Raw genomic sequence first — 26,088 nt, 5'->3', positions numbered from 1 at the left:
TCCTGTGCGGTTTGGTGTCCCCTCACCCTAACCCTCTCCCCAAAGGGGCGAGGGGATGATTTGCTCCCTCTCCCTTTCAGGGAGAGGGCTGGGGTGAGGATAAAAATATTCATAACTATGACAAATATGAACAGCTTCTGACATTTTGCATTTACGCACCTGTGATGAAGTGCAGATATCGACATTCGCAGGAGATCCGCCATGAGCAGAACCCCGGTTTTAGAGATGCGCAATATTGCCAAGACGTTTGGCAGTTTCCACGCGCTCAAGGGTGTGGATTTGACGGTTTTCCCCGGTGAGATCCACGCGCTGATGGGGGAAAACGGCGCGGGGAAAAGCACGCTGATGAAAATCCTCGCGGGAGCCTATACCGCCACCAGCGGCGAGACCCTGATCGACGGCCAGCCGTTTCATATTAAAGGGCCGAAAGATGCACTGGCCGCAGGCATTACCCTGATTTATCAGGAGATGCAGCTTGCCCCCAACCTGACCGTGGCGGAAAACATCTTTCTCGGCAGCGAGCTGTCGCGCGGCGGGATGGTGCAGCGTAAAGAGATGGCCGCCCAGGCGCAGGCGGTGATTGAGCGCCTCGGCGCACAGTTCAGCGCCACCGATCGGGTGATGAAGCTGACCATCGCCGAGCAGCAGCAGGTGGAAATCGCCCGCGCGCTGCACCGCAACAGCCGCATTCTGGTGATGGATGAACCCACCGCCGCCCTCTCCTCGCGGGAAACCCACCGCCTGTTTGAGCTGATTTTGCGCCTGCGCGACGAAGGGATGGCGATTATCTACATCAGCCACCGCATGGCGGAAGTGTATGAACTCTCTGACCGCGTCAGCGTCCTGCGCGACGGGCAGTACGTCGGCAGCCTGACGCACGACAAGCTGAACGCCTCTGAGCTGGTGCGCATGATGGTGGGCCGCCCGCTAAGCGACCTGTTTAACAAAGAGCGCGACATCCCCCTCGGCAGCCCGCGCCTCAACGTCCACCACCTCACCGACGGCAAAAAAGTACTGCCGTGCAGCCTGCAGGTGCGCTCCGGTGAAATTGTCGGGCTGGCGGGCCTGGTCGGGGCCGGGCGCTCCGAGCTGGCGCAGCTGATTTTCGGCGTGCGCAAGGCCACGGGCGGCATGATTGAGGTGGACGGCGAGCCGGTGGTGATCCACTCCCCGCGCGCGGCCATTGATAACGGCATCGGTTTTCTTACCGAAAACCGCAAGGAGCAGGGGCTGTTTCTGGAGCTGGCGGCGCAGGAGAACATCACCATGGCGACGCTGGAGCGCGACGCCACCTTCGGCATGTTAAACCGCAAAAAAGCCCAGTCGATTTCCGATGACGCCATCGCCCTGCTCAACATCCGCGTGCCGCATTCACAGGTGCGCGCGGGCGGGCTCTCCGGCGGCAACCAGCAAAAGCTGCTGATCTCCCGCTGGGTGGCGATTGGCCCGCGCATTCTTATTCTGGACGAACCTACGCGCGGCGTGGACGTCGGCGCGAAAAGCGAGATCTACCGCATCATGAACCAGATGGCGCGCAAGGGGGTGGCGATTTTGATGATCTCCAGCGAGCTGCCGGAGGTGGTGGGCATGAGCGACCGGGTGTACGTGATGCGGGAAGGCAGCATCGCGGGCGAACTGCACGGGCGTGACATCTCCCAGGAAAACATTATGACGCTGGCTACCGGCGTGAACGACACTCATCATCAGGCGGTGCAATCATGACAACTCCAACCCATCCGCAGCAGGTGGCGAAATCCGCCTCCGCCAAAAAAATGCTGATGAGCGATCTGATGCAAACGGTCGGCATCCTGCCGATTTTAATCCTGATCGTAGCGGTATTTGGCTTTATCGCGCCCAACTTCTTCACCGAAAGCAACCTGCTCAACATTACCCGTCAGGCGTCGATCAATATCGTGCTGGCGGCCGGAATGACCTTCATCATCCTGACCGGCGGGATTGACCTCTCCGTCGGCTCGATTCTGGGCACCACGGCGGTAGCGGCGATGGTGGTTTCGCTTATCCCTGAATTTGCCATGCTCTCCATTCCTGCCGCGCTGATGCTCGGGATGGTGCTGGGGCTGTTCAACGGTGCGCTGGTGGCCTTTGCCGGGCTTCCTCCCTTCATCGTGACGCTCGGCACCTATACGGCGCTGCGCGGCGCGGCCTACCTGCTGGCGGACGGCACGACGGTTATTAACTCCAACATCAGCTTCGAGTGGATCGGCAATAACTACCTCGGCCCGATTCCGTGGCTGGTGGCGATCGCCCTTGCGGTCATTGCCATCTGCTGGTTCATCCTGCGCCGCACTACGCTTGGCGTTCACATTTACGCGGTGGGCGGCAACATGCAGGCGGCGCGACTGACCGGCATTAAGGTCTGGCTGGTGCTGCTGTTTGTCTACGGTATGAGCGGCCTGCTCTCGGGCTTAGGCGGCGTGATGAGCGCCTCGCGCCTCTACAGCGCCAACGGTAACCTCGGCACGGGTTACGAGCTGGATGCGATTGCGGCGGTGATCCTCGGCGGAACCAGCTTCGTCGGCGGGATCGGCACGATCACCGGCACGCTGGTGGGCGCGCTGATCATCGCCACCCTCAACAACGGCATGACGCTGATGGGCGTCTCCTATTTCTGGCAGCTGGTGATCAAAGGGGCGGTGATCATCATAGCGGTGCTGATCGACAAATACCGTACCCGACACCATCAAAGTGCATAACAACAACACCCTACAGATTCGAGGAAAACCCTATGCGTTTGAAACCCTTAGTGACCGCGCTCTGTGCTGGCGCGCTGCTTGCCGCAACGCCGTTTGCGCAGGCAAAAGATCTGAAGTCCATCGGCGTGACGGTGGGCGACCTGGCCAACCCGTTCTTCGTGCAGATCACCAAAGGTGCCGAGCTGGAAGCGCGCAAGCTGGCTGGCGATAACGTCAAGGTGACGCTGGTCTCCAGCGGGTACGATCTGGGCCAGCAGGTGGCGCAGATCGACAACTTTATTGCCGCGAAGGTGGACATGATCATCCTCAACGCCGCGGATTCCAAAGGGATCGGCCCGGCGGTGAAGCGCGCCAAAGAGGCGGGGATCGTGGTCGTGGCGGTGGACGTGGCGGCAGAAGGGGCCGATGCGACAATCACCTCCGATAACACCCAGGCTGGCGAGATGGCCTGTAAGTACATTACCGACCGCCTGAAGGGCAAAGGCAACGTGGTGATCATCAACGGGCCGCCGGTCTCCGCGGTACAAAACCGCGTGGAAGGCTGCCAGACCGAGTTTAAGCGCCATCCGGAAATAAAAGTGCTCTCGGACAACCAGAACGCCAAGGGCAGCCGCGAGGGCGGGCTGGAGGTGATGACCTCACTGCTGGCCGCCAATCCGAAGATCGACGGCGTGTTTGCGATTAACGATCCGACCGCGATCGGCGCCGATCTGGCCGCGAAGCAGGCGCAGCGCAACGAGTTCTTTATCGTCGGCGTGGATGGTTCCCCGGACGGTGAGGAAGCCCTGAAGCGTGAAAACTCCCTGTTTGTGGCAACTCCGGCGCAGGATCCGCAGGTGATGGCAGCGAAAGCGGTGGAAATCGGCTATGACATTCTGCAGGGCAAAGCTGCGCCAAAAGAGCCCGTGCTGATCCCGGTGACGATGATCGATAAAAAGAACGTCGGGACGTATAAGGGGTGGACGGTTAAGTAAACCCCTCACCCTGCCCTCTCCCCAAAGGGGAGAGGGTGTTCAAGTTCCCTCTCCCCTTTGGGGAGAGGGTTAGGGTGAGGGGTAAGGTTTTGCAAAAAACGCAGGAGTCCCCATGAAACGCTCCGACATCAACGAAATTCTCGGCCACACGCGGCAGTTCTTCTCTATGCACGACGTGCATCTCCCGCCGTTTGCCAGCTTTCCGCCAACAAAATGGAAGCAGCTTGACCAGGCCGCATGGCAGGAGGTATTCGACCTCAAGCTCGGCTGGGACGTGACGGCGTTCGGCGGTAATAATTTTGCCGCTGAGGGTCTGACGCTGTTTACCCTGCGCAACGGCTCGCCCAACGGCGTGCCTTATGAAAAAGGCTATGCCGAAAAAATCATGCACGTGCGCGACGGCCAGGTGACGCCGATGCATTTTCACTGGCGCAAGCGGGAAGACATCATCAACCGGGCCGGCGGGAACCTGATTATTGAGCTATGGAATGCGGGCGCGCATGAAGAGACGGAAAACACCGACGTGACCGTTACCGTCGACGGCTGTCGGCAGACCCATGCGCCCGGCAGCCAGCTGCGCCTGCTGCCCGGGGAAAGCATCTGCCTGACGCCCGGTCTGTACCACAGCTTCTGGGGGGAGCGCGGCTTCGGCGACGTGCTGGTCGGCGAAGTGTCCTCCGTGAATGATGACGAGCACGATAACCACTTTTTGCAGCCCGTTGCCCGCTATAACAGCATCGAAGAAGACGAACCGGCGGTGCTGGTGCTGTGCAACGAGTACAACCTGTTTCGGACATAAGGAGTGAATGATGCCACTGATTTCTCTTGCCGACGGTCTTGAGCACGCCAGGGAACACCGCTACGCGCTGGGCGCGTTTAACGTGCTCGACTCCCACTTCCTCCGCGCGCTGTTCGCCGCCGCGAAGCAGGAACGCTCGCCGTTTATCATCAATATCGCCGAAGTGCATTTTAAGTATGTGTCGCTGGATTCACTTGTCGAAGCGGTGAAGTTCGAGGCCGCCCGTCACGATATTCCCGTGGTGCTCAATCTCGACCACGGCCTGCATTTCGAGGCGGTGGTGCGCGCCCTGCGCCTGGGGTTCAGCTCGGTGATGTTCGACGGCTCGACGCTGAGCTACGAGGAAAACATTCGCCAGACGCAGGAGGTGGTGAAGATGTGCCACGCGGTGGGCGTGTCGGTGGAGGCGGAGCTGGGCGCGGTCGGGGGTGATGAAGGCGGCGCGCTTTACGGCCATGCGGACGAAGCGTTCTTTACCGACCCGCAGCTGGCGCGCGAATTTGTCGATTCAACCGGCATCGACGCGCTGGCGGTTGCCATCGGCAACGCGCACGGCAAATACAAGGGCGAGCCGAAGCTCGATTTCCCGCGCCTGGACGCCATCCGCCAGCAGACGGGGCTGCCGCTGGTTTTACACGGCGGCTCAGGCATTAGCGATGCCGACTTCCGCCGCGCTATCGAGCTGGGCATTCATAAAATCAACTTCTATACCGGCATGTCGCAGGCCGCGCTCGCCGCCGTCGAGCAGCGCATGGCGAACCGCCAGCCGCTGTACGATGAGTTTGCCGAACTGCTGCTGGGCATTGAGGAAGCGATAACCGATACGGTCGCCGAACAGATGCGCATCTTCGGCAGCGCGGGGCAGGCATAATGGAACGTAAAGGCATTATCGCCGCAGGCAACATGCTGGTGGATCACGTCCACCAGATCGTGCAGTGGCCGGAGCGCGGCTGGCTGGCGGAAATCACCCACAGCGAACGCTCGACCGGCGGCGCGCCGCTCAACGTGCTGCTGACGCTGGCGAAAATGCACGTTGGCCTGCCGCTGCAGGCGGTGGGGCTGATTGGCGAAGACGGCGACGGGGATTACATTCTGGCGATGCTCGACCAGTATCACGTCAACCGCCAGCGCGTGCAGCGCACCACCTTCGCCCCCACGTCCATGTCGCAGGTGATGACCGATCCCAGCGGCCAGCGCACCTTTTTCCACTCGCCGGGCGCCAACCGCCTGCTGGATCTTCCCGCGTTCGATCGCCTGGACGGATCGCTGAAGATCTTCCATCTCGGCTACCTGCTGCTGCTCGACAGCCTGGATATGCCCGATGACGAATTTGGCACCCGCAGCGCGCGGCTGCTGGCGCAGATGCGCGACCAGGGATATGAAACCTCGCTCGACCTGGTGTCCCGCAAGGGCGATCCGCGCTATCAGCCGCTGGTGCTCCCTGCCCTGCGCCATCTGGATTATCTGGTGATTAACGAGCTGGAGGCCGGTGAGTTTAGCGGGCTTGAGATGCGCGACGGCAGCAATACGCTGAACACAGCCCATATTGCTGAAGCCGCCGCGCAGCTGCTGGCGGCAGGCGTCCGCCAGCGGGTGGTGATCCACTGTCCGGAAGGGGCATGGGGTGAAGCGCCGGGTGAGCAAGGCCGCTGGATCCCGTCGTGGATGCTGGAGCAGGAGGAGATTATCGGCAGCGTAGGTGCGGGCGATGCGTTTTGCGCGGGGTTTTTATACGGCTGCCATGAATCGCTGCCGCTTAACGAGAGTATTTATCTGGCGCACGCCTGCGCGCGGGCAAGCCTGCTGGCCGCCAACGCCATCGACGGCGCGAAAACGCTGGAGGAGCTGCAGCTGTATATCAAAGAGAATACCTAGGCCGCTTTCTCGCTGTGACAGACATCGGTGGCAAAAACATAGCCCAGACCGCGAATGGTTTTAATCAGCGCAGGCTGATGCGGATTGGCCTCGATTTTCCGCCGCAGGCGCATGATCAGCACGTCAATCGTACGGTCGAACACGTCGGCACTTTCGCTATGGGTCAGTTCCAGAAGCTGCTCGCGACTCAGCACCCGGCGCGCATTTTGCGTGAGCGCCAGCAGCAGGCCGTACTCGCCCTGCGTTAAGGGGACGGCGTGACGCTGCGGATCGCTCAGCTCGCAGCGGGTGGTATCCAGCGTCCAGCCGTTAAAGGTGATGCCTGCGACGCGCGGGGCCGTCGTTTCTACTGCCAGCACGCCGGTACGCCGCAGCACCGCTTTCACGCGGGCCACCACCACGCGCGGATTGAACGGCTTACCGATGTAATCGTCGGCTCCCATCTCCAGCCCCACCACCACATCCGACTCGCTCCCCAGCCCGGTGAGCATGACGACCGGCAGTTCAGGACGCAGCTTTTGAAGCTGAAGCAAAACCTGCAGGCCGTTGATATCCGGCAGCATCATGTCCAGCAGAACCAGCGCGACGCCCGGCTCCTGCTGAACCAGTCTCAGCGCCTCCTGGCCGTTATGGCAGACGAGCACGGTAAAGACGTGCTCGTTGAGCACGTCCTGCAGCAGTTCACATACTGCCGTATCGTCATCAACCACCAGAATCGCCGGTTTCATCATATGCTTCCATCAGGGAATTATGTTAAGTCTGAACCATTCTGCCGCTCGCTCCAGCCTAATTCTTTTTTACGTGACGGAATTTCAACCCATGTCACATCCGCTGCCCTTTCGACACGTCAATTCTGACGATTGCCTGCTTTTCGTCAGGGTTTTGACGACAAATCGACCGTAAAGTCTGGATATACCCTCATTAAAAACATGGCATAGAAGCTGCATTATGGGTGCGAAAGCGTTTATTAACTGGAGCAGACTGATGAAAAAAGTCGTCACGGTTTGTCCTTATTGTGCCTCAGGTTGCAAGATCCACCTGGTGGTCGATAACGGCAAAATCGTCCGGGCGGAGGCCGCGCAGGGGAAAACCAACCAGGGCACGCTGTGCCTGAAGGGTTACTACGGCTGGGATTTTATTAACGATACCCAGATCCTCACCCCGCGCCTGAAAACCCCAATGATTCGCCGCGAGCGCGGCGGCAAGCTGGAGGCCGTCTCCTGGAGCGAGGCGCTCGATTACGTCGCGACGCGCCTGAGCGCCATCAAGGCCAAGTACGGCCCGGATGCGATTCAGACCACCGGCTCCTCACGCGGGACGGGGAATGAAACTAACTATGTGATGCAAAAATTCGCGCGCGCCGTTATTGGTACCAATAACGTCGACTGCTGCGCTCGCGTCTGACACGGCCCATCGGTTGCAGGTCTGCACCAGTCGGTCGGTAACGGCGCAATGAGCAATGCCATCAACGAGATAGACAACACCGATCTGGTGTTCATCTTTGGCTATAACCCGGCGGATTCACACCCGATCGTCGCTAATCACGTAATTAACGCGAAGCGCAACGGGGCGAAAATTATCGTCTGCGATCCGCGTAAAATCGAAACCGCGCGCATTGCGGATATGCACATTGCATTGAAAAACGGCTCGAACATCGCGCTGCTGAACGCAATGGGGCACGTCATTATTGAGGAGAACCTGTACGACCAGGCGTTTGTCGCCACCCGTACGGAAGGTTTTGAAGAGTATCGCAAAATCGTCGAGGGCTACACGCCAGAGTCGGTTGAAGCGATTACTGGCGTGAGCGCGCAGGAGATCCGCCAGGCGGCACGCATGTATGCCGGGGCGAAAACCGCCGCCATCCTGTGGGGCATGGGCGTGACCCAGTTCTACCAGGGTGTGGAAACCGTGCGCTCCCTGACCAGCCTCGCCATGCTGACGGGAAATCTTGGCAAGGCGCACGTCGGCGTCAACCCGGTGCGCGGTCAGAATAACGTCCAGGGCGCCTGCGACATGGGCGCGCTGCCGGACACCTATCCTGGCTACCAGTACGTGAAGTTCCCGGAAAACCGCGCCAAGTTCGCGAAAGCCTGGGGCGTGGAAAGCCTGCCGGAACACACCGGGTATCGCATCAGCGAGCTGCCGCACCGCGCGGCGCACGGCGAAGTGCGTGCGGCCTACATCATGGGTGAAGATCCGCTCCAGACCGACGCCGAGCTGTCGGCGGTGCGCAAAGGGTTTGAGGATCTGGAGCTGGTGATTGTCCAGGATATCTTCATGACCAAAACCGCGGCGGCGGCGGATGTCATTTTACCGTCAACCTCCTGGGGCGAGCATGAAGGCGTCTACACGGCGGCGGACCGCGGCTTCCAGCGCTTCTTTAAGGCGGTCGAGCCGAAGTGGGATCTCAAAACCGACTGGCAGATCATCAGCGAAATTGCCACCCGCATGGGTTACCCGATGCACTACAACAACACCCAGGAGATCTGGGACGAGTTGCGCAATCTGTGTCCGGACTTTTATGGGGCAACCTATGAGAAAATGGGCGAGCTGGGGTACATCCAGTGGCCGTGCCGCGATGAGTCAGAATCCGACCAGGGGACGTCGTATCTTTTTGAAGAGAAGTTCGACACCCCGAACGGGCTGGCGCAGTTCTTCACCTGCGACTGGGTCGCGCCTATCGATAAGCTCACCGACGAGTATCCGATGGTGCTCTCCACCGTGCGTGAAGTGGGCCACTACTCCTGTCGCTCGATGACCGGCAACTGCGCCGCGCTGGCGGCGCTGGCGGACGAACCGGGCTATGCGCAGATCAACACCGCCGACGCGGAGCGCCTCGGCATTGAGGATGAAGCGCTGGTGTGGGTCAACTCGCGTAAGGGCCGCATCATCACCCGTGCGCAGGTCAGCGACCGTCCGAACAAAGGGGCGGTCTATATGACCTACCAGTGGTGGATTGGCGCCTGTAACGAGCTGGTGACGGAGAACTTAAGCCCGATAACCAAAACGCCGGAGTACAAATACTGCGCCGTAAACGTAGAGCCGATTGCGGATCAACACGCTGCGGAACAGTACGTGATCGATGAATATAGCAAGCTGAAAGCCCGACTGCGCGAAAGCGCAATGGGGTAACGCCGTTAAATAATCGATGAATAAAGGGAGTGATATATTCACTCCCTTTTTATTTATGCTTAACATATTAATAATATCAATTATGATTGTGGAAAGCGGCTCGCAGAAATAATGTAATTTTCGCAAAAAAGAATTACATCTTTGCATTTTAATTCAGAGGGATAAGATGTGCGGCGGGTGCTTAAGACTTTCTGTCTTGAGCATTGTTGAGGGACAGAAAGTGGAAAGCCCCGGGAAATTTGCATTTACCCGAGGCTACCCCCAACAACCAACAGGTTGAGAGTAGCCTCTTATTCTTTTTTACACAAGGAGTAAAAGGCATGACGCCATTAAAAACTGCGTTAGGCATCGTCTTTATTATTTGCCTGACGATAGTGATCTTTACCTTTATTACTCGCGGTAAGTTATGCGAGTTTTCAATAAAAGGTGAACATCAGGAGGTGGCGGCTAAATTAGCCTGCAACGCGGGCTAACCTCTGCGGGCGGAACGACAGTTCCGCCCGGCTTGTAGGATGCTGAGGTCTTAATGCACCCATTTTTTTCTTCTGCCACCGCGATTATACTGCGCGGCATGTACCCAGATGATAAGAATCCATGAAACCTCTTTTATTGCTGTTGTTACTTTTTACCTCGCTTGCTCGTGCCGATCAGATTGGCAGCCAGTATAAAGCGCAGGCTGAGGCTGGCGATGCGCGTGCCCAATACTATCTTGCCGATACCTGGTTCAGTTCCGGCGACAGCAGGCAGGCGGCGCTGTGGGCAGAGAAAGCGGCAAAGGGCGGCGATATCGATGCGATGGCGCTGCTGTCGCAAATTCATTTTACCCAGGGGGACTATCCGCAAGCCAAAGCGCTGGCGCAGCAGGCGAACATCGCGGGCAGTAAACGTGGCGCAATCATGCTGGCTCGCCTGCTGGTGAATACCCAGGCGGGCAAAACCGACTATCAGCAGGCCATTAAACTGCTGCAAACGGCCACCGGGGATATCGATAACGACTCTGCGGTTGACGCGCAGATGCTGCTGGGGCTGATTTATGCCAACGGCGTTGAAATGGCGCAGGACGACGCTCAGGCAGCGGCGTGGTTCAAACGCAGCTCGTCGCTTTCACGCACGGGCTACGCGGAATACTGGGCGGGTATGCTGTTCCAGCAGGGAGAGAAAGGCTTTATCACGCCGAATAAACAGAAAGCACTCTACTGGCTAAATCTGAGCTGTACCGAAGGGTTTGATACGGGATGCGAAGAGTTTGATGCGTTGAGCGGGGAGTAAAGTGCCGGGTGGCGGCTTCGCCTTACCCGGCCTACAAAACCCGTAGGCCCGGTAAGCGCAGCGCCACCGGGCTTAGGATGTTACTGGTCAGCCGTTTTATCAAAACGACCCAGCACCTCGCGTTCATACGCCAGCGCTTTCTTGCGGTCGAATTTGTGCTCCCACTTGGCGATAACCAGCACCGCCAGGGCATTACCCACCACGTTCAGCGCGGTACGCGCCATGTCGAGGATACGGTCCACGCCCGCGATAAACGCCAGGCCTTCCAGCGGAATGCCGACGCTACCCAGCGTCGCCAGCAGCACCACGAAGGAGACGCCCGGCACGCCAGCAATACCTTTCGAGGTCACCATCAGCGTCAGCACCAGCACGATTTCCTGCCACAGCGACAGGTCAATGCCGTACAGCTGCGCGATAAAGATCGCCGCAATGCTCTGGTACAGCGTTGAGCCGTCGAGGTTGAAGGAGTAGCCGGTCGGTACCACAAAGCTGGTAATAGAGGCAGGCGCGCCATAGGCTTCCATCTTCTCAATGATGCGCGGCAGCACGCTCTCGGAGCTTGCCGTGGAGTACGCCAGAATCAGCTCATCCTTCAGGATGCGGATCAGGATCCAGATGCTCAGCCCGCACAGGCGCGCCACAATGCCCAGCACCACCAGCGCGAAGAACAGGATCGCGAAGTGGACCAGAATCACCAGCTTCGCCAGCGGCCACAGGGAAGCAAAGCCGAAGTTCGCCACGGTCACCGCGATCAGCGCGAATACACCAACCGGCGCGTAACGCATCACCATGTGGGTCACTTTGAACATGGTTTCAGAAACAGAGCGGAACACGGTCACCAGCGGTTCGCGGTGCGTCGCGGGCAGGGAGGAAAGTCCCAGACCAAACAGCACCGAGAAGAAGATGATCGGCAGCATCTCGCCCTTCGCCATCGACGCCACGATGTTGGTTGGCACCAGCGAAAGAATAGTGCCCATCAGGCCATGCGCGTGGCTCTGTACGTCAGCGGTGGTGCTTTGGTATTTCGAAATATCCACCGTCGCCAGCTGCGACATATCGATTCCGGCGCCCGGCTGGAACACGTTCGCCAGGGTGATACCCAGAATGATGGCAACCGTAGTAATTACTTCGAAATAGAGAATGGTTTTTACGCCAATGCGGCCCAGCTGCTTCGCATCACCGACGCCCGCGATACCGACCACCAGCGTCGAAATCACAATCGGCACAACAATCATCTTGATCAGATGAATAAAGATATCACCTGCCGGTGAGAGCAGGTTCGCAATCAGCCACTCGCGGCTGTCGCTATGATAGTGGAGGTAACTGCCCAGCAAAATGCCCAAAATAAGGGCTATTAAGATTTGCCAGGCCAGGCTCACTTTTACGTTTTTCATAGAAACTGACTTCCTCAATGAAGCGCCTTATTCACGCAAACTGCATGAATATGGGGACATACTGAAAGGGTATGAATTGTGTTGCGTTGGTTTATGGGATTTTTTAACGCGGCGTATGAGTATCATCTGCACGGCCTGCTGCGCAAGCCTTAAAGAACGAGGCATTTCACTGAAAAAAGGGGTTATGACGCTAATTTGTCATAATTCTCATTAATAACCTTTTGTTATAAAAACGCTTTTTTCTACATAAATGTGAATAATCCTTTCACTAAATTATTTCCCTTCAAAGTTTCATTCGCTCAATTTTCAACCTGTTCAAACAATGCGTGATCTGTAGCCCAAATACTAAACAAAGCTTGTAAAGCCCCTACTATTAACGTTTTTGCGACATATTATTAACATCTTACAAGGAGAAAAAAAGCCATGAGCCAAATCCACAAACACGACATTCCCGCAAACATTGCGGACCGTTGCCTGATAAACCCGGAGCAGTACCACGAGAAGTATCAGCAATCCATCTCCAGCCCTGACCTCTTCTGGGGCGAGCAGGGCCACATCCTGGAATGGATGACACCGTATCAGAAGGTGAAGAACACCTCCTTTGCACCGGGCAACGTCTCAATTAAATGGTATGAAGACGGCACGCTGAACCTGGCGGCGAACTGCCTGGATCGCCATCTTGCCGCGCGCGGCAACGAAACGGCCATTATCTGGGAAGGCGACGATGCCTCGCAGAGCAAACATATCACCTATAAAGAGCTGCACCGCGACGTGTGCCGCTTTGCCAACGTCCTGCTGGAACAGGGCATCAAGAAAGGCGACGTGGTCGCTATCTATATGCCGATGGTGCCGGAAGCCGCGGTGGCCATGCTGGCCTGCGCGCGCATCGGCGCGATCCACTCCGTTATCTTCGGCGGCTTCTCCCCGGAAGCGGTTGCCGGGCGTATCGTTGACTCCAACTCGAAGCTGGTGATCACCGCTGACGAAGGCGTGCGCGCCGGGCGCGGTATTCCGCTGAAGAAAAACGTCGATGAAGCGCTGAAAAACCCGAACGTGACCACCATCAGCAACGTTATCGTCCTCAAGCGTACCGGCGGCAAGATCGACTGGAACGAGGGCCGTGACCTGTGGTGGAGCGACCTGATTGAAAAGGCGAGCGACCAGCATCAGCCGGAAGAGATGAACGCGGAAGATCCGCTGTTTATCCTTTATACCTCCGGCTCGACCGGCAAGCCGAAAGGCGTGCTGCACACCACCGGCGGCTATCTGGTGTATGCGGCCACCACCTTTAAGTACGTCTTCGACTACCATCCGGGCGATATCTACTGGTGCACCGCCGACGTGGGCTGGGTCACCGGCCACAGCTACCTGCTGTACGGCCCGCTGGCGTGCGGCGCAACGACGCTGATGTTTGAAGGCGTGCCGAACTGGCCGACTCCGGCGCGCATGTGTCAGGTGGTCGACAAGCATCAGGTCAACATTCTCTACACCGCGCCAACGGCAATCCGCGCATTAATGGCGGAAGGCGACAAGGCCATCGAAGGCACCGACCGCTCTTCCCTGCGCATCCTCGGCTCCGTGGGCGAGCCCATCAACCCGGAAGCCTGGGAGTGGTACTGGAAGAAAATCGGCAACGAGAAGTGCCCGGTGATGGACACCTGGTGGCAGACCGAAACCGGCGGCTTCATGATCACCCCGATGCCGGGCGCCACGCAGCTGAAAGCGGGTTCCGCAACCCGTCCGTTCTTCGGCGTGCAGCCCGCGCTGGTGGATAACGAAGGCAATCCGCAGGAAGGGGCCACCGAGGGCAACCTGGTGATCGTCGACTCCTGGCCGGGCCAGGCGCGTACCCTGTTCGGCGACCACGAGCGCTTTGAGCAGACCTACTTCTCGACCTTTAAAAACATGTACTTCAGCGGAGACGGCGCGCGCCGTGACGAAGACGGCTATTACTGGATCACCGGACGCGTGGACGACGTGCTGAACGTCTCCGGCCACCGTCTGGGCACGGCGGAGATTGAGTCCGCGCTGGTGTCGCATCCGAAGATTGCCGAAGCCGCCGTTGTGGGCATTCCGCACAACATTAAAGGCCAGGCGATTTATGCTTACGTCACCCTGAACCATGGCGAAGAGCCGTCGCCAGAGCTGTACGCCGAGGTGCGCAACTGGGTGCGTAAAGAGATTGGCCCGCTCGCCACGCCGGACGTGCTGCACTGGACCGACTCGCTGCCAAAAACCCGTTCCGGCAAAATTATGCGCCGTATTCTGCGCAAAATCGCCGCGGGCGATACCAGCAACCTCGGCGATACCTCAACGCTTGCCGATCCTGGCGTAGTGGACAAACTGCTCGAAGAGAAGCAGGCCATCGCAATGCCATCGTAACCTTTTCTCCCTCTCCCCTCACCCTAACCCTCTCCCCATAGGGGAGAGGGGATAAAACAAACCAACCTTACCTTTGGAGACTCTGTGATGAATGACCATATTTGTCAGCAGATAGAGAATAGTGCGCACTACAGGGAGCTCGTCGAAAAACGGCAACGGTTTGCCTTCATCCTTTCCATCATCATGCTGGTTATCTACGTCGGCTTTATCCTGCTGATCGCCTTTGCCCCGCACTGGCTCGGCACGCCGCTGCACCCGGGCACCAGCGTCACGCGGGGTATTCCGATTGGCATCGGCGTCATTATCATTTCCTTTGTGCTGACCGGCGTGTACGTCTGGCGCGCGAACGGCGAATTCGATCGTCTTAATAAAGAAGTCCTGCGCGAGGTAAAAGCATCATGAAGCGAGTCCTGACGGCGCTTGCCGCCGCCCTTCCGTTTGCCGCCAACGCGGCTGATGCCATTACCGGCGAGGTACAGCGCCAGCCAACCAACTGGCAGGCAATCATCATGTTCCTCATTTTCGTCCTGCTGACGCTGTATATCACCTACTGGGCGTCGAAACGCGTGCGCTCGCGTAACGATTACTACACCGCGGGCGGCAACATTACCGGCTTCCAGAACGGGCTGGCGATTGCGGGCGACTTTATGTCTGCCGCCTCCTTCCTCGGGATCTCCGCGCTGGTCTATACCTCCGGCTACGACGGCCTGATTTACTCCCTCGGCTTCCTCGTTGGCTGGCCGATCATTCTGTTCCTGATTGCCGAGCGCCTGCGTAACCTGGGACGCTACACCTTCGCTGACGTGGCGTCCTACCGCCTGAAGCAGGGGCCGATTCGCACCCTCTCCGCCTGCGGCTCGCTGGTGGTCGTCGCGTTGTACCTGATCGCCCAGATGGTGGGCGCAGGCAAGCTTATCGAACTGCTGTTCGGCCTGAACTACCACGTCGCGGTGGTGCTGGTCGGCGTGCTGATGGTGATGTACGTCCTGTTTGGCGGCATGCTCGCCACCACCTGGGTGCAGATCATCAAAGCCGTCCTGCTGCTGTTCGGCGCCAGCTTTATGGCCTTTATGGTGATGAAGCACGTCGGCTTCAGCTTCAATAACCTGTTTACCGAAGCGATGGCTGTCCACCCGAAAGGGGAAGCGATCATGAGCCCGGGCGGGCTGGTGAAAGACCCAATATCGGCGCTCTCGCTCGGTCTGGGCCTGATGTTCGGTACCGCGGGCCTGCCGCATATCCTGATGCGCTTCTTCACCGTGAGCGATGCGCGTGAAGCGCGTAAGAGCGTCTTCTACGCCACCGGTTTCATGGGCTATTTCTACATCCTGACCTTTATCATCGGCTTTGGCGCGATCATGCTGGTGGGGGCGAACCCGGCGTTTAAGGACGCGGCGGGCGCGCTGATTGGCGGTAACAACATGGCGGCGGTGCACCTGGCCGACGCGGTGGGCGGTAACCTGTTCCTCGGCTTTATCTCCGCCGTGGCCTTCGCCACCATTCTTGCGGTGGTTGCAGGGCTGACGCTGGCCGGCGCATCTGCGGTGTCGCATGACCTCTACGCCAACGTCATCCGCAAAGGCGCAAGCGAGCGCGATGAGCTGAAGGTCTCGAAAATCACCGTGCTGGTGCTGGGCGTTGTGGCGATTCTGTTAGGCATTCTGTTCGAGAAGCAGAACATCGCCTTTATGGTGGGGCTGGCCTTCTCGATTGCGGCAAGCTGTAACTTCCCGATCATCCTGCTCTCTATGTACTGGTCGAAACTGACCACCCGTGGGGCGATGATTGGCGGCTGGCTGGGGCTGCTGACGGCGGTGATCCTGATGATTCTGGGGCCGACCATCTGGGTGCAGATCCTCGGTCACGAAAGCGCTATCTTCCCGTACGAATACCCGGCGCTGTTCTCCATTGCCGTGGCGTTTATCGGGATCTGGTTCTTCTCCGCTACCGACAACTCGCCGGAGGGTAACCTGGAGCGTGAGAAATTCCGCGCCCAGTTTATCCGTTCTCAAACGGGCTTAGGCATCGATCAGGGCCGAGCGCATTAATCGACTGACCTCCCCGGTCATTCTGGCCGGGGAGCTTAAAACATCACCCACGCCACCAGCGGCGCAATCAGCACCATCACCACGCCTGAAAGCATCATCACCAGGCTTGCAACCACCCCTTCCTGCTGGCCCAGCTCATACGAACGCGCCGTTCCCGCGCCGTGCGACGCCGCGCCGAACCCTGCCCCCTTTGCCATCCCTTCACGGATCGACAGGCGCAGGAACAGCATATCGCCGACCGCCATGCCGAACACGCCCGTGACGACCACAAACAGCGCCACCAGATCCGGCTGCCCGCCGAGCGGTTTGGCGGCAGCCAGCGCAAACGGCGTGGTCACCGAGCGCACGGCCAGGCTGCGCTGGATTTCATCGGACAGAGTGAACAGCCGCGCCAGCCAGACGGAGCTGCACACCGCCACCACCGTGGCGGTGATCACGCCCGCGCTCAGCGACATCCAGTGGCGTTTGATAATGGCGAGGTTGTCATAGACAGGGACGGCAAAGGCGATGGTCGCCGGGCCGAGCAGCCACAGCAGCCAGTGGGATTCACCAATGTAGTTCTGCCAGGAGATATGCCCGAAAATCAGCATCAGCACCAGCAGGATCGGCGTGAACACCAGCGGCATCAGCGGCAGGGCGTGAAAGCGGCGGTACAGCCGCTTGTTGGCAAAGTAGATAACCAGCGTCGCCGCCAGGCACAGCACGCTAATCTGAAAGTTAGTCATGCTTCTGCCTGCTGATTTCAAAGCGATACACTTTATCCACCACCCAGGCGGTCGCCCCCAGCACCATCAGCGTGCTTAGGGCGATCACCGCGAAGATGCGCCAGCCGTCGACCATCAGCAGCTGCGCGTAGTTCACCACCGCCACCACGGCGGGCACAAAGAACAGCAGCATTTCGGCCAGCAGCCAGCGCGCACCGGCGCGTACCCAGCGAAGGGGAATAACGCGACACAGAATGAGCGTCAGCATCAGCACCATGCCGACAAGGTTGGCGGGCAGAGGCAGATGCAGCCAGCCGACAAGATATTCTGCGAAAACAAACAGTCCCGCGTAGAGCAGTACCTGAACCGGTACCTGGAGTCGTTGAACAACGGCAGGCGTAACACGGCTTAACGCCACGGCCATGGGGGTTTTCCTCAAAAATGAGACGAGGCGCCAGTATAGAGACCGCACGGTGTGGACTGAAATGAATTAAAATCATCGAAGGTATAGTTCCGAGGAATAATCATGGACATAAGAACGCTGCGCTATTTTGTCGAGGTGGTTCGCCAGCAAAGTTTTACCCGCGCAGCGGAGAAGTTGTTTGTTACCCAGCCCACCATCAGCAAGATGTTGAAAAACCTCGAAGATGAACTGAACTGCACCCTGCTGATCCGCGACGGGCGCAGGCTGCTGCTGACCGATACCGGGCGCGTGGTATTCGAGCGCGGGCTGGCGATCCTGGCGGAGTTTCGCCAGCTGGAGGCCGAGCTTGGCGACATCAATCACCTGACGAAAGGCCTGCTGCGCCTCGGCATTCCGCCGATGGTCGGCATGATGATGGCCGGTCCCATCGGCCTGTTTCGCCAGCGCTATCCCGGCGTTGAGCTGAAGATTTCCGAGTTTGGCGGCTTAACCGTACAGCAGGCGGTCACTAACGGCGAGCTGGACGTAGCCATGACCGCGTTACCCGTTGAGGAAGAGAGCGGGCTGGCGACACTGCCGCTCTTTAGCCACCCGCTGTGCGTGCTGGTGCCGCGATCCGGCGACTGGCTGACGATAGACTCGGTGAAGCCCGAGCTGCTCGGCGAACATCCTTTGCTGATTTACAACGAAGATTTCGCCTTAAGCCGCCAGCTGATGGCGCTGTTTAACCACCACAACGTCAAGCCGCGCATTGCGGTGCGCAGCGGCCAGTGGGATTTTCTGGCGGCGATGGTGCAGGCAGGCGTGGGGATTGCCATTCTGCCGCAGCCTATCTGCGAGCGGCTGGATAAAAACACGCTGCGCTGGATACCGCTTGAGAGCGACCTGCACTGGCAGCTGGGGATGATCTGGCGCGAAGGGGTGTATCTGTCGCACAGCGCGCAGGCGTGGCTGCAGTGCTGTGAGGGGTTTTGGGTGCCCTGACCCCTCACCCTAACCCTCTCCCCACAGGGGAGAGGGAACCGATCGAGCCCCTCGCCCCTGTGGGGAGAGGGGTTGGGGTGAGGGGCAAAAGCGCTACTGATTCTCTATCAACAGCGCTTCCAGCAGGTCCAGATCGTGCAGCAGCTTTTGCAGCGTCTCGTTGCTGATCTGGCGCGTGGCGCGCAGGTGGTACAGCTCGGCGCGCTCGGAGCGCAGCGCCGCCAGGCGGAACCGGCGTTCAAGGTTCTCCTCCTGCAGCGAGCTTTCCACGTCGTTACGCCCGTCCGCCCGGCGGCGCAGGTTACCGATCACGCGGGAACTGACCTCCGTCAGCAGCTGATTGTCGATGTTCTCTTCCGCATCCGCGGCCAGGCGTTCTTCCATCTTCTGGATCGCCACAATCGCCACTTCGGCGGTCGCGGCGCGGGCAATGCGTTCCTCTTTGTGCTGCTGAGAGGAGTCGCCCACCTCAATGTGCTGCAGCAGAATAGGCAGCATGATCACGCCAACGAACAGCGAGAACAGAATCACGCCTGCCGCCAGGAATACCAGCTCGTAGCGCGCCGGGAAGACGTCCCCGGTCGGTAACAGCAGTGGAATAGAGAGCACACCGGCAAGGGTAATGGCCCCGCGCACCCCCGCAAATGAGGCAATCAGCAGCTCACGCGTTGACCATGAACCGAACTCCATCGGCTTTTTGGTCAGGAAGCGCACGCTGAACTTCTTCATCGTCCACAGCCAGCCAAAACGCACCAGCATCAGCGCCATATAAATCAGCACGATATCGGTGAACAGCAGCCAGGTTTCAACGTTCGGGTCGGCCTCTGCCGCCACCAGTGAGGTCTCCAGAATGCCGGGCAACTGCAGGCCCAGCAGCAGGAATACCATGCCGTTAAACACGAACTCGAGCATCGCCCAGGTGCTGTTCGCACGCAGGCGCATCGCCAGCGGCGCGCGGCGCATTACGCCGGAGCGGGTGATGGTCATCCCTGCCGCTACCGCCGCCAGAATGCCCGACACGCCGATGTGTTCAGCAATCAGGTAGGAAGCAAACGGCAGCAGGAACAGCAGAACGATTTGCGTTGCAGGTTCATCACCGCCCCAGCGGCTGAGGAAGCGCAGCGAGCGACCGTACAGCCAGCTCACCACGAAGCCGGCCAGGATGCCGCCGATCGCCACCTTGAAGAACTCCAGGGTCGCGCCGCCGACGGTAAAGACCATGGTGCCCATGGCAACCGCCACGGCAAACTTCAGGGCCACCAGGCCGGAGGCGTCGTTCATCAGCGCCTCGCCCTGCAAAATGCCCATGATTTTCTTCGGAATACGGCCTTCGCCCACAATGCCGGAAAGCGCCACGGCATCGGTTGGCGACAGCACGGCGGCCAGCGCAAAGGCGGGGATTAACGGAATGCCCGGCACCATCCAGTAGATCAGGAAGCCAATCCCGACTACGGTAACAACCACCAGCGCCAGCGCCAGGCCGAAGATCTCCCGGCCATGCTCCAGAAATTCGCGCGTGGGGGTTTTCCAGCCGTCGGCAAACAGCAGCGGCGGAATAAACAGCACGAGGAACAGTTCCGGGTCGAACTCGACGTGCAGGCCAAACGTCGGCCACGCCAGCAGCGCGCCGATGGCAATTTGCATTAATGGCAGGGGAATTTGAAAGGGCAGTACGCGTGTAACCACCCCGGATAGCGAGACCACAAGGGTCATGATGAGTATTGTGAAGAAGATTTCCATGCGTTCCCTGTTTGCTGTATTGCTTATAAGCCAAACCTAAGGCGTCGTGCCTCTTATTCTATCCTCTCCAGAGTAACGCAAAAGGCAACGGGATGAGTCCGGAAAATAAAAACGGGCGGCCTGAGCCACCCGTTTTCGCATCAATGGTCAACTTAGATTGCCCAGCCGCCCGCGTAGAACGCGACCAGTGCGATAGCGATAACGACGGTGCCGATGTTCAGCTTGCGCCATTCACCGGACACCAGGCGGCCAATCACCAGCGAGGCGAAACCGATCATGATGCCGGTCACGATGTTGCAGGTCAGCACGATAAATACCGCGGTGATCAGGCCAGACATCGCGTCAACGAAGTCTGCAAAGTCGATTTTCGCCACGTTGCTCAGCATCAGCAGGCCAACGTACATCAGCGCCGGTGCGGTTGCATAAGCCGGGACCAGGTAAGAGAGCGGCGAGAGGAACAGGATCAGCAGGAACAGCACGCCGACGGTGATCGCCGTCAGGCCGGTTTTACCGCCTGCCGCCGTGCCCGCTGCGGACTCGATGTACACCGCCGCAGGCGCCGCGCCCACCAGGCCCGAGAAGACGCTGCTCAGGGAGTCGGTGGTCAGCGCTTTGCCGCCGTCGATAATCTGGCCGTCTTTATCCAGCAGGTTCGCCTGGCCGGCCACCGCGCGGATGGTGCCGGTGGCGTCAAACACCGCCGTCATCACCAGCGCCAGCACGCTCGGCAGGATCACCGGGTTCAGCGCGCCCACGATGTCCAGGCTGCCAATCAGGGAGTTGCCTTTGTCATCGCTCAGCGACGGCATGGCGAAAATACCGGAGAAGTGGACGGTTGGATCGAAGATCAGGCCAACGATGGAGACGCCGATAATGGTCAGCAAAATGCCGCCCGGCACCTTCAGTTTTTCCAGCCCGATAATCACCGCCAGCCCCACCAGCGACATGATCACCGGGAAGCTCGCGAAGTGGCCCAGCGCAACCGGCAGGCCGTCCAGCGGGTTCTTAATGACCAGACCCACGCCGTTCGCGGCGATCAGCAGCAGGAACAGGCCGATACCAATGCCCGTACCGTGCGCCACGCCCTGCGGCAGGTTGCGCAAAATCCAGCTGCGGATGCCGGTGGCGGAAATTACGGTAAACAATACGCCCATCAGGAACACGGCGCCCAGCGCAACCGGCACGCTGATGTGCTGGCCCAATACCAGGCTGAACGCGGTAAACGCGGTCAGAGAGATGGCGCAGCCGATCGCCAACGGCAGGTTCGCCCACAGGCCCATCACGATGGAGCCCACGCCGGCGACGAGGCAGGTGGCGACAAAGACGGCAGCCGGCGGGAAGCCCGCTTTACCCAGCATGCCCGGCACCACGATAACGGAGTACACCATCGCCAGAAACGTTGTCAGACCGGCAACGACTTCCTGACGCACGGTGCTGCCGCGAGCAGAAATTTTAAACATGGCGTCAAGCGAACCGCCAGTACGCGCAGATGGCGTAGACATAGAAAACATCCCCTGAGAGTTTTTATAGAAAGTCCGCAAGCGTGGTGGAGACTCCACTGCCAGCAAAAACGTCTAATCCTTGTGCTGCGTTTGCGACGAAAGGGGCGTCACAAAAAAAGCAAACGTTTAGCTCCGCGCTTACAAAACGGGTGGTCAATTTTAGGCAAACGATTATCTAGCCTAATACCCGCCCTTTTCAACTGAACTTTCTCGTTTTTCGCTAAAATTCCCTTATGGCGATGAAGAAATAATCAGAGGATGCGCAAACGTTATCGTCCATGCGCAATTTCGTTACGGTTTACCCTTCACCGGGGATCGTGAGCGGGCCGCCCTGTTGAAGCGTTCTCTGCCAGCCTGGGCTGTTCTCAACCTTCGTCTTCCACGCCTGGGTATGCGGCAAGTTTTCAATTCCGCCGCGCGCCAGCAGGGCAAAGATGGGGAAACTCATCTGAATATCCGCCATGCTGAGCGCTTCGCCTGCAAACCAGCTGTTTTCAGCAAGATGCGATTCAATAAAGCGGGCGTGCGTTTCCAGCTGGCGGTTGAGGTACGCTTTTTGTACGCCCTGCCCCAGCGCTTTGCCCAGCGTTCTCATGCCAAACGGCACGGGCGGTTTACCCAGGCTGCTGAACACTAATTTCATCAGCAGGAGCGGCATCAGGGAACCTTCGGCGTAGTGCAGCCAGAAGCGGTACTGCACCTTATGCGCAGGATCTAACGGCTTGAGTCGGGATTCGGGATCGTAGGTTTCCTGAAGATATTCCAGAATAGCGCCGGACTCGGCGAGGATCAGCCCGTTGTCCTCCAGCACCGGCGATTTGCCCAGCGGGTGCACTTTTTTAAGTGATTCAGGAGCCAGCATGGTTTTTTCGCGCTGGTAGCGGACGATCTCGTAGGGAAGGGCAAGCTCTTCAAGCGCCCAGATCACCCGGTGCGAGCGCGACTGGTTGAGATGATGGACCTTTAGCATGGTGTTCTCCTGTGATTCATACTTCTTAACTATAGAAAATCGAATAACATCGCGAAAAAATTTTGGCTAAAAAGCAGTCGTTCGCGCTGGCGAAAATTCGGGGGCTGCATAGAATTAAAGTGTCAGCACAAACCGGAACCTCATCAACCAGCTCGACACGAGGGGTGCTGATGTCGGGGGAAACCCTCCCGTGAACCAGCGGGATAGAGAGAAAGACAAAGACCGGGAAAAACTAAAGCGCCCTTTGTGGCGCTTTAGTTCTTTATTATGCTTTTTGCCGGGTGACGCTTCGCTTACCCGGCCTACGTTCTCGGTTTTGTAGGCCGGGTAAGGCGCAGCCGCCACCCGGCAAACCGGCCGCACACACTCAATCCTCCTCCAGCAGCCGCGCCCCCGTCCCCTGCTCGCCCAGCCTGTCGCCCGGGTTACGCAGCGGACAATCGCTGCGCGACAAACACCCGCAGCCGATGCAGCCGTCCAGCTCGTCGCGCAGCGCCACAAGCGTGTGGATACGGCGGTCAAGCTCCTCCCGCCATTGGGAAGAAAGATGTTTCCACTCCTTCGCGCTCAGCGTATGCCCCTCCGGCAGAACGCCGAACGCATCGCCAATGGTCGCCAGGGGGATCCCGATGCGTTGCGCTATTTTGATAATCGCCACGTAGCGGAGCACGTCGCGGGTGTAGCGCCGCTGGTTGCCGGCATTACGGATACTTTTAATTAACCCTTTGCTTTCATAGAAGTGGAGCGCCGATACCGCCACGCCGCTTCGCTTCGCCACTTCGCCCGGGGTTAACAGCGCTTTTATTCGCGGCAATCTCTTTTCCATAAAACCTCTTTACCTCAAGTTAACTTGAGGAATTATACTCCCCCGCAGACAAAACGACGAATCAACAGAGATAGTTGTATCTACAGAGGGGCAACCTTATGTCGCATCAGCAGATTATTCAGACGCTTATTGAATGGATTGATGAACATATCGACCAACCGTTGAACATTGATGTGGTCGCTAAAAAATCGGGCTATTCGAAGTGGTATTTACAGAGAATGTTCCGCACCGTCATGCATCAGACGCTGGGCGAGTATATTCGCCAGCGCAGGCTGCTGCTGGCGGCGCAGGCGCTGCGATCGACGCAGCGGCCGATTTTCGACATCGCGATGGATTTGGGCTACGTGTCGCAACAAACCTTCTCCCGCGTATTCCGCCGCGAGTTTGACCGTACGCCGAGCGATTACCGCCATCAGCTGAACTAAAGCGTATCAGCGCAAAGGTTGCTGCTGCCAGGTCATAAATTCCTGGGGCGGCATCGCTTTCGCAAAGTGCCATCCCTGACAGAACTGCACGCCGCGCTTTAACAGCCAGCTCACCTGCTCAGCCGTTTCGACACCTTCCGCAATGGTTTTAAGCCGCAGGCTCTGCGCCATCTCGATAATGTGCTCAGCAATCAGATGGCTGGTGCTGTTGGTCGTTAAGGTGTCGATGAAGGATTTGTCGATTTTCAGGATATCGACGTTCAGCGAGTAGAGGTTGTGCAGGTTAGAGTACCCCGTACCGAAATCATCGATCGCCACCTCATACCCAGCCTGGCGGAAAGCCTGAATGACCGGCGTGGTTTTAGGCACGTCGATAAACCCGCGTTCCGTCACCTCTATTTTGATTTGCTGCGCGCGCACCGAGTAGTGCCGCGCTTTGTCGGATATCATGGCGATCAGGCGTGAGGAGTGGAAATCAGAGGCCGACAGGTTGATTGAAATATACAGATGCGGATGGGCGGCCAGAAAATGCCCCAGGTCGCTGAACACTTCCTCAACGACATAGTCCGTAATGCGCTCAATCATCCCCTCTTTTTCCGCCAGCGGAATGAACTCCGCCGGGCTCATCACCTGTCCGTTAAAGCCTGGCCAGCGCAGCAGGGCTTCCGCCCCAACGCACTGATTATTCTTGATATCGATAATCGGCTGATAGTGTACGCAAAGCTGGCGCTTGTTTAGCGCCCTGTGCAGCAAACGTCCCGGCGAATTAAGCTCACGATGGGTACGCGACCACACCAGCAGAATAATGATGCTGCAGATCATCCCCAGCGGCAGCGTCAATGTGGCCTGGTGATAGAGGATTTCATAAAAGCGCTTATTGGACGTCGATACAATGGCAGCAATGGGACGTTTGCCGGAATTCACGACCGTATAAAAGCGGCCATCTTTTTGAAATGACGATTCCTTATGTCGAATCATCGAATTTAATAAAGCGGCATTGGTTGTCTGACTCACGGAAAAAAAGGCGTTGGTCACCGTGTCATAGACACCCCACGCGAGTGAATGATCGGACGACATCACTTCGCTGTATGAAAGCGGATTAACCACGACGACATAATTGCCGCGTTGCATATACGTCATTTTATAGCCAGTAAAAAATGGCGTATCGCGATAATAATAGATGGCAACGTCGGGTTTACGTTTGTAATTCGCGGCAGGAATTGCGTAAGGGCGATCGGGCGTCATCGCGGTCGAACAAAGAAAATTCTGACCTTCGGCATAAATTAAATCGGCGACAAAAAGACGGCCCCGAACAACGTTCAACATATATTGACGATGGTCCGGCGTACAAAGTTTACCCTGATATTTTTCGGCGTCGTCCCGAGCCAGATCAACCTGATGAATAACCAGCTCTGTTTTATCTAAAGCCAGTTCAGCGAAGGTGCGTAGCTGGGCGCTTGTTTCGGACACGGCTCTTAGCTGGGCAAACCATAGCGCAAGCATCACCGGTAGCATCACTACCATGATAATCCCTACGATCCTGAGCATCTTGCGCCGCGCGCTACGATTCATTTCCCGCCCTATATCCCTGCACTTTGTACGCCTGTAGTTATGAAGGCCGGATGCTTAGTTAAAGAGGTGATTACGTTGCATGAATCATACGAAGTTAGCAACTGACTTTTGGTATTAAAAATCTTAATTTTAGTTATGACGATAATATTTTCCCGTAAGCTAAACTGAAAGTATTCGTTCCGTTTCAATTAAGGAAAATAATTATCCAGCATGGACAGGAGGTTTTAAGATAACACAACAGAGGATCTTTGATTAAGCCATACTTCTCGCAGCATGAAAAAAGTACAACATGAACATGAAATTTTCTGCTATTTCCTCGCGGCTATTTTTAGCGTTGATTTATAAATAATCAGA

General features: G+C 57.9%; 23 protein-coding genes. 14 read left to right on the top strand and 9 right to left on the bottom strand.

What is annotated here, in order from left to right:
• Positions 1-201 precede the first annotated feature (201 nt).
• The 6 genes from VPX56_RS02135 (at position 202) to VPX56_RS02110 (ending at position 6,362) form a co-directional block, all read left to right on the top strand.
• Positions 202-1,722: a sugar ABC transporter ATP-binding protein gene (locus tag VPX56_RS02135; protein WP_326469583.1), complete on the top strand. Its 1,521-nt coding sequence runs from the start codon at positions 202-204 to the stop codon at positions 1,720-1,722.
• Positions 1,719-2,714, top strand: coding sequence for an ABC transporter permease subunit (locus tag VPX56_RS02130; protein WP_326469581.1), 996 nt, complete (start codon positions 1,719-1,721; stop codon positions 2,712-2,714). The genes VPX56_RS02135 and VPX56_RS02130 overlap by 4 nt, the downstream gene beginning before the upstream one ends.
• A gap of 32 nt (positions 2,715-2,746) precedes the next feature.
• A complete protein-coding gene (locus tag VPX56_RS02125; RefSeq protein WP_326469580.1) occupies positions 2,747-3,688 on the top strand; it encodes an ABC transporter substrate-binding protein in 942 nt (313 codons plus the stop codon).
• 112 nt (positions 3,689-3,800) lie between these two features.
• Entirely contained in the window at positions 3,801-4,487 is a 687-nt protein-coding gene (locus VPX56_RS02120; RefSeq protein WP_326469578.1) for a D-lyxose/D-mannose isomerase, read from the top strand.
• Positions 4,488-4,497: 10 nt separating this feature from the next.
• Positions 4,498-5,358 carry a ketose 1,6-bisphosphate aldolase gene (locus tag VPX56_RS02115; RefSeq protein ID WP_326471933.1) on the top strand — a complete coding sequence of 287 codons (861 nt, stop codon included), beginning with the start codon at positions 4,498-4,500 and terminating at the stop codon, positions 5,356-5,358.
• Complete coding sequence (locus tag VPX56_RS02110; RefSeq protein ID WP_326469576.1) at positions 5,358-6,362, top strand: carbohydrate kinase family protein; 1,005 nt, start codon at positions 5,358-5,360, stop codon at positions 6,360-6,362. Before VPX56_RS02115 ends, VPX56_RS02110 begins: the two co-directional genes overlap by 1 nt.
• Here the strand turns inward: VPX56_RS02110 and VPX56_RS02105 are convergent.
• The gene (locus tag VPX56_RS02105; protein WP_326471931.1) at positions 6,359-7,090 is read right to left on the bottom strand and encodes a response regulator transcription factor; all 732 of its coding nucleotides are present in this window, start codon (positions 7,088-7,090) and stop codon (positions 6,359-6,361) included. The genes VPX56_RS02110 and VPX56_RS02105 overlap by 4 nt on opposite strands.
• Positions 7,091-7,346: 256 nt before the next feature.
• On the opposite strand from VPX56_RS02105, the gene fdhF reads away from it, so the two are divergent.
• From fdhF to VPX56_RS02090, 3 genes are all read left to right on the top strand, one after another.
• Positions 7,347-9,494 (top strand): formate dehydrogenase subunit alpha, encoded by a 2,148-nt coding sequence (gene fdhF, locus VPX56_RS02100; RefSeq protein ID WP_326469575.1) that lies wholly within the window; start codon positions 7,347-7,349, stop codon positions 9,492-9,494.
• Positions 9,495-9,814: 320 nt separating this feature from the next.
• Positions 9,815-9,967, top strand: coding sequence for a Hok/Gef family protein (locus tag VPX56_RS02095; protein WP_032644722.1), 153 nt, complete (start codon positions 9,815-9,817; stop codon positions 9,965-9,967).
• Positions 9,968-10,088: 121 nt separating this feature from the next.
• Positions 10,089-10,763, top strand: coding sequence for a tetratricopeptide repeat protein (locus VPX56_RS02090; RefSeq protein WP_326469573.1), 675 nt, complete (start codon positions 10,089-10,091; stop codon positions 10,761-10,763).
• An 80-nt stretch (positions 10,764-10,843) separates the two neighbouring features.
• Here VPX56_RS02090 and gltP read toward each other — a convergent pair whose 3' ends face one another.
• A complete protein-coding gene (gene gltP, locus VPX56_RS02085) occupies positions 10,844-12,157 on the bottom strand; it encodes a glutamate/aspartate:proton symporter GltP (protein ID WP_263610695.1) in 1,314 nt (437 codons plus the stop codon).
• Positions 12,158-12,580: 423 nt separating this feature from the next.
• Between gltP and acs the strand changes: the two genes are divergently transcribed.
• The 3 genes from acs to actP all read left to right on the top strand — a co-directional run bounded on the left by acs (position 12,581) and on the right by actP (position 16,587).
• Positions 12,581-14,539 (top strand): acetate--CoA ligase, encoded by a 1,959-nt coding sequence (acs, locus tag VPX56_RS02080; RefSeq protein WP_326469571.1) that lies wholly within the window; start codon positions 12,581-12,583, stop codon positions 14,537-14,539.
• Positions 14,540-14,626: 87 nt separating this feature from the next.
• Complete coding sequence (locus VPX56_RS02075; RefSeq protein ID WP_326469569.1) at positions 14,627-14,941, top strand: DUF485 domain-containing protein; 315 nt, start codon at positions 14,627-14,629, stop codon at positions 14,939-14,941.
• Complete coding sequence (gene actP, locus VPX56_RS02070) at positions 14,938-16,587, top strand: cation/acetate symporter ActP (RefSeq protein WP_131635452.1); 1,650 nt, start codon at positions 14,938-14,940, stop codon at positions 16,585-16,587. Before VPX56_RS02075 ends, actP begins: the two co-directional genes overlap by 4 nt.
• Positions 16,588-16,622: 35 nt before the next feature.
• Here actP and VPX56_RS02065 read toward each other — a convergent pair whose 3' ends face one another.
• Positions 16,623-17,312: an LrgB family protein gene (locus VPX56_RS02065; RefSeq protein ID WP_263610699.1), complete on the bottom strand. Its 690-nt coding sequence runs from the start codon at positions 17,310-17,312 to the stop codon at positions 16,623-16,625.
• Positions 17,305-17,715, bottom strand: a complete 411-nt coding sequence (locus VPX56_RS02060; RefSeq protein WP_213828442.1) for a CidA/LrgA family protein — start codon at positions 17,713-17,715, stop codon at positions 17,305-17,307. Before VPX56_RS02060 ends, VPX56_RS02065 begins: the two co-directional genes overlap by 8 nt.
• Before the next feature lie 102 nt (positions 17,716-17,817).
• On the opposite strand from VPX56_RS02060, the gene VPX56_RS02055 reads away from it, so the two are divergent.
• Positions 17,818-18,699, top strand: a complete 882-nt coding sequence (locus VPX56_RS02055) for a LysR family transcriptional regulator (RefSeq protein WP_131635449.1) — start codon at positions 17,818-17,820, stop codon at positions 18,697-18,699.
• Positions 18,700-18,792: 93 nt separating this feature from the next.
• On the opposite strand, the gene VPX56_RS02050 is transcribed toward VPX56_RS02055, so the two are convergent.
• The 4 genes from VPX56_RS02050 to soxR all read right to left on the bottom strand — a co-directional run bounded on the left by VPX56_RS02050 (position 18,793) and on the right by soxR (position 23,737).
• The gene (locus VPX56_RS02050; protein ID WP_131635448.1) at positions 18,793-20,439 is read right to left on the bottom strand and encodes a Na+/H+ antiporter; all 1,647 of its coding nucleotides are present in this window, start codon (positions 20,437-20,439) and stop codon (positions 18,793-18,795) included.
• A 152-nt stretch (positions 20,440-20,591) separates the two neighbouring features.
• Positions 20,592-21,941 carry a guanine/hypoxanthine transporter GhxP gene (gene ghxP, locus VPX56_RS02045; protein ID WP_131635447.1) on the bottom strand — a complete coding sequence of 450 codons (1,350 nt, stop codon included), beginning with the start codon at positions 21,939-21,941 and terminating at the stop codon, positions 20,592-20,594.
• Positions 21,942-22,239: 298 nt separating this feature from the next.
• Positions 22,240-22,911, bottom strand: coding sequence for a glutathione S-transferase family protein (locus VPX56_RS02040; protein WP_131635446.1), 672 nt, complete (start codon positions 22,909-22,911; stop codon positions 22,240-22,242).
• A 367-nt stretch (positions 22,912-23,278) separates the two neighbouring features.
• Positions 23,279-23,737, bottom strand: coding sequence for a redox-sensitive transcriptional activator SoxR (gene soxR, locus VPX56_RS02035; RefSeq protein ID WP_131635445.1), 459 nt, complete (start codon positions 23,735-23,737; stop codon positions 23,279-23,281).
• 98 nt (positions 23,738-23,835) lie between these two features.
• Between soxR and soxS the strand changes: the two genes are divergently transcribed.
• Complete coding sequence (gene soxS, locus VPX56_RS02030) at positions 23,836-24,162, top strand: superoxide response transcriptional regulator SoxS (protein WP_013095071.1); 327 nt, start codon at positions 23,836-23,838, stop codon at positions 24,160-24,162.
• A 6-nt stretch (positions 24,163-24,168) separates the two neighbouring features.
• Here soxS and VPX56_RS02025 read toward each other — a convergent pair whose 3' ends face one another.
• Positions 24,169-25,734, bottom strand: coding sequence for an EAL domain-containing protein (locus tag VPX56_RS02025; RefSeq protein ID WP_131635444.1), 1,566 nt, complete (start codon positions 25,732-25,734; stop codon positions 24,169-24,171).
• Between the last annotated feature and the right edge of the window lie 354 nt (positions 25,735-26,088).

It is taken from the genome of Enterobacter wuhouensis (assembly GCF_035835995.1).
Taxonomy (GTDB): domain Bacteria; phylum Pseudomonadota; class Gammaproteobacteria; order Enterobacterales; family Enterobacteriaceae; genus Enterobacter; species Enterobacter wuhouensis.
Note: the sequence above shows the minus strand (reverse complement) of the source record. Positions and strands in the feature narration are given on the sequence as shown.